This window comes from Paraconexibacter sp., from assembly GCF_041602235.1.
Taxonomy (GTDB): domain Bacteria; phylum Actinomycetota; class Thermoleophilia; order Solirubrobacterales; family Solirubrobacteraceae; genus Paraconexibacter.
Map to the genome: position 1 here is coordinate 1 of NZ_JBFIGP010000335.1, position 3,750 is coordinate 3,750.

Consider the following 3,750-nt stretch of genomic DNA (forward strand, 5'->3'; position numbering starts at 1 on the left):
GCACGGGGGCATGGCCGCCCGCGCAGCGGATCGCGTGGCGACGCGGATCGCGCTCGAAGCCGGGGCGCCCATCCGGGAGGACGCCGGCCCGCCGGTGCTGCGCGGTCTCCTCCGCACATCGGAGGGGCCGCTCTTCCTCGCCGCGGACCTGCGGGACCCCGAGGGCACGGGCACCGCGTCGACCAGCGCGCTGTGGTGGCCGCCCACCAAGGTGGCGGCGCCGTGGCTCTCGTCGTTCCTCACCGATCTCGAGGGTCGGCGCCTCGTCGCGGGCGGGTGACGGCGGTGCACGCGCGCTTTTCCGGTGGGACCCGCGGACAACTACGGGTTGCGTGACGGGGATGCCCGCGCGCGGTCGTCGGGAATCCCCTGTGGGCGGTGCCCCGGCTCTCGGTGACGATCCTGGTATGCGCTATCTCGATCGCTCACCCGGAGCATTCATGGTTCTCGCCTTCGGAGTCGTCTACGGCGTCATCGCCGCCGAGATCTGGATGTGGACCGCTGCCAGCACCGCCGCCGTGGCGGTCACCCTGGCGCTCATCATCGTCGTCGCCGGACTCATCTGCCGTAGCGCGGTCGCGCTGCTGGCGGACGGGGTCACGACGCCGACCGTTGCCGAGACCGCCGAGTCCGTCGGCATCCCCTCGTCCGTCACGACCACTCCCACGGTCGACGTGACGCCGCTGCGCCCCAGGTCCTCCCGCCCGAGGGCGCCGCACCCCGCCTGACCCACGCGGGCGGAAGTACGCAGCCGGCCGCCCGTCGCCTCCCCGCGGCGGGCGGCCTTCTGCCGTGCATCGACGGTTCGGGCCGACCGGTCTCGGCGTCGACCGGTGTCGCGGGTGCGCGAAGTCCGCGCCCCTCAGCCGTCCGACCGCAGCCGGCGGCGCAGCGCGGCCTGCTCGTCCGGGCCGAAGCCGTGGCTCTCGAGCCAGTCCGGCACGCCTCCGTGGTCACGGTCCAGCAGCTCGAGCACCCGCTCCATCGCCCCCTCGCGGGGCGCGTGGACGTGGGGGTCGTCAGCGCTGATCTCGCGCGTGTACGTCGGGGAGGCGGCGAGCCGCGCGACGATCGCCTCGATGTTCTCCGCGGTCGCCAGGTAGTCGGCGACGATGGCGTCGCGGTCGGCGCCGGCCACGCTGAGCGCGATCGCCACGACCACGCCGGTCCGGTCCTTGCCGGCGGCACAGTGCACCAGGGTCGCGCCGTCGGACTCGCTGATGGTGCGCAGCGCGCCCACGACGGAGTCCGGCCGGCGTTTCAGGTACCCGAGGTACGCGCGGACCGTCGGCGTCTCGTCCGGCAGGTCGGCTCCCTGTCCGTCGCCCCACGGGACGATCGTGGCGAGGTCGAGGTCGGTGCCCCCGCCCGTCTCGGGGTACAGCGAGCGGTGCTCGATGCGGACCCTCGTGTCCGCCTCCAGCGGCCCGGGACCCTCGCTGACGAGCTCGTACTCCGTACGCAGATCGATCACCGCACGCAGGCCCATGCCGTCGACCAGCGTCGCGATGTCGCGTGCCGACAGGTCCTGGAGGTTGTCCGAGCGCAGCAGCACGCCGGGCCGCACGGCGGCGCCGTCGCTCAGCGGGATCCCGCCGACGTCGCGGGTGTTGACGGTCCCGTCGAGGTCGATCGCCGTGGTCGGGGAAGTCGTGTCAGCCACACCGACACGGTACGGCACGGGATCGTCGGGCTCGTGACCAGGGGGTGACCACGACCCGTAGGGTGGCGGGCGCCGATGTCCGTCCTGGAAGCGATCGCCGTCCTGCTCGCCGGGTTGACGGCCGGGACGATCAACGCCGTGATCGGGTCCGGCACGCTCGTGACGTTCCCCGTGCTGCTGGCCGTGGGCTACCCGCCGGTCGTGGCGAACGTCAGCAACGGCCTGGGTCTCGTCCCGGGATCCTTCGCCGCCGTCCACGGGTACCGGGCGGAGCTTCGCGGGCACTGGCGGCCCGCGCTGACGCTCGTCGCGCGCTCGGCCGCGGGTGCGGTCCTCGGCGCCGTCCTGCTGCTCGAGCTCCCGGCCGGGTGGTTCCGCGCGATCGTGCCCGTGCTGATCGCCGGTGCGCTCGTGCTCGTGGTCCTCCAGCCGCGGGTCTCCGCCTGGGTCGCCTCGCGCCGCCCGCACGGGGCACCCGAGCACGGGAGGGCGCTGCGAACGGGGGTGGGCGTCACCGGCGTGTACGGCGGCTACTTCGGGGCGGGCCAGGGGATCCTGCTGTTCGCGCTGCTCGGGACCGCGCTGCCGGACGACCTCCAGCGCGTCAACGCGCTGCGCAACCTGCTCGCCGGGACCGCGAACGGCGTGTCGGCGCTCGTCTTCGTGCTCGTGGCGGACGTGGCCTACGGCGCCGCGGCGCTCATCGCCGTCGGTGCCGTCTTCGGCGGCGTCCTGGGCGCCCGGATCGGCCGTCGCCTGTCGCCCCGGACGCTGCGGATGGTCGTCGTGGTCGTGGGGATCGCGGCGATCCTGCAGCTCGTCCTCTGAGGGGAGGCCCGTCGGGCGGTGTGCCCGACCCGCGGCCGTCGGATCCCGTGCCGGTTCAGCGGCGGCGCCGCAGCGCGGCGGCACTCGCGGCGACGAGCGTCTGCTCGAGCTGCGCGTCGTCCAGGGGGGGTGCCGGGAACTCGGTCCCCCCGGTCCGCAGACCGTCCAGGATGAGGGTCACGAAGCGGCGCCAGGTGTCCGGGGAGACCTCGCTCGTGGCCTCGGCGACGGCGCCGATCGCGATCTGCGCGAGGACGAGGTCGGTGATGTCGGCGTCTGCCCGGACCGCGCCGGCGGCCTGGGCTCGGGCGAGCAGCCGTGCGACGAGCGGGCTGATCCGGCTGCGGGCGTGCGCGACGCGCGTGCACCCCTCGGCACCGCCCAGCACGGCGTCCTTCAGGCCGCGGTCGGCGGCCTGGAGCTCGTTGGACCGGATGAGGAAGTGGACGAGTCCCTCCCACGGGTCGTCCAGGGCGAGACCCTCCTCGGCCACCCCCTGCAGCTCGGCGACGCGGTCCTCGAAGAGGGCGTCGATCAGCTGCTCCTTGTCGGGGAACCGGCGGTAGACGGTGCCGACGCCGACCCCGGCGTGATGGGCGATGTCGTCGAGGGACGCGGTGAGGCCGCGCGCCGCGAACACCTCGCGAGCCGCCTCGAGGACCCGGCGACGGTTGCGCTCGGCGTCCTTGCGCAGCGGCCGTCCGGGCGTCGATGAGGCGGGGCTGCTCATGGACACAGCCTAGCGTGAAATGGAGCACAGATCTCCAAATGGAGAGAAAGCCTCCGGTTACGTGCTACGGTCTGCGTCACGAAGTTGAGAACTCTCTCCGTTTCCGATCCAGGACCTCTCGCATGTCGCCCTCCCAAGCCGCGCAGCACCGTCACCGCTGGCAGATCCTCGCCGTCATCGGCATCGCTCAGCTCATGGTCGTCCTCGACGCCACGATCGTGAACATCGCGCTCCCCACCGCCCAGCGCGACCTCGCCTTCTCCGACGAGTCGCGGCAGTGGGTCATCACCGCCTACGCGCTGGCGTTCGGCAGCCTGCTGCTGATCGGCGGTCGCCTGGGCGACCTCTACGGGCGCAAGCGCGTCTTCGTCACGGGCCTCGTGGGCTTTGCCGTCGCCTCGGCGATCGGCGGGGCGGCCGGCAGCTTCGGCGTCCTCGTCGCCGCCCGTGCGCTCCAGGGCCTCTTCGGCGCGCTGCTGGCGCCGGCCGCGCTCTCGCTGCTCTCGACGATCTTCACCGACCCCGCGGA

6 protein-coding genes are annotated in these 3,750 nt (G+C 73.6%); 4 read left to right on the plus strand and 2 right to left on the minus strand.

Going from position 1 to position 3,750, the window contains the following annotated elements:
• Positions 1-280 (plus strand): hypothetical protein (locus tag ABYE80_RS18315; RefSeq protein WP_372791741.1); only part of this gene is annotated, 280 nt, incomplete at its 5' end.
• Positions 281-440: 160 nt separating this feature from the next.
• Positions 441-728 carry a hypothetical protein gene (locus ABYE80_RS18320; protein WP_372791742.1) on the plus strand — a complete coding sequence of 96 codons (288 nt, stop codon included), beginning with the start codon at positions 441-443 and terminating at the stop codon, positions 726-728.
• Positions 729-862: 134 nt separating this feature from the next.
• Here ABYE80_RS18320 and ABYE80_RS18325 read toward each other — a convergent pair whose 3' ends face one another.
• A complete protein-coding gene (locus tag ABYE80_RS18325) occupies positions 863-1,663 on the minus strand; it encodes a tyrosine-protein phosphatase (RefSeq protein WP_372791743.1) in 801 nt (266 codons plus the stop codon).
• Positions 1,664-1,738: 75 nt separating this feature from the next.
• On the opposite strand from ABYE80_RS18325, the gene ABYE80_RS18330 reads away from it, so the two are divergent.
• Positions 1,739-2,491: a sulfite exporter TauE/SafE family protein gene (locus tag ABYE80_RS18330; protein WP_372791744.1), complete on the plus strand. Its 753-nt coding sequence runs from the start codon at positions 1,739-1,741 to the stop codon at positions 2,489-2,491.
• 55 nt (positions 2,492-2,546) lie between these two features.
• Here ABYE80_RS18330 and ABYE80_RS18335 read toward each other — a convergent pair whose 3' ends face one another.
• The gene (locus ABYE80_RS18335) at positions 2,547-3,221 is read right to left on the minus strand and encodes a TetR/AcrR family transcriptional regulator (protein ID WP_372791745.1); all 675 of its coding nucleotides are present in this window, start codon (positions 3,219-3,221) and stop codon (positions 2,547-2,549) included.
• Between the two features lie 122 nt (positions 3,222-3,343).
• Here ABYE80_RS18335 and ABYE80_RS18340 point away from each other — a divergent pair.
• The coding region (locus ABYE80_RS18340; protein ID WP_372791746.1) for an MFS transporter at positions 3,344-3,750 on the plus strand (407 nt) is incomplete at its 3' end.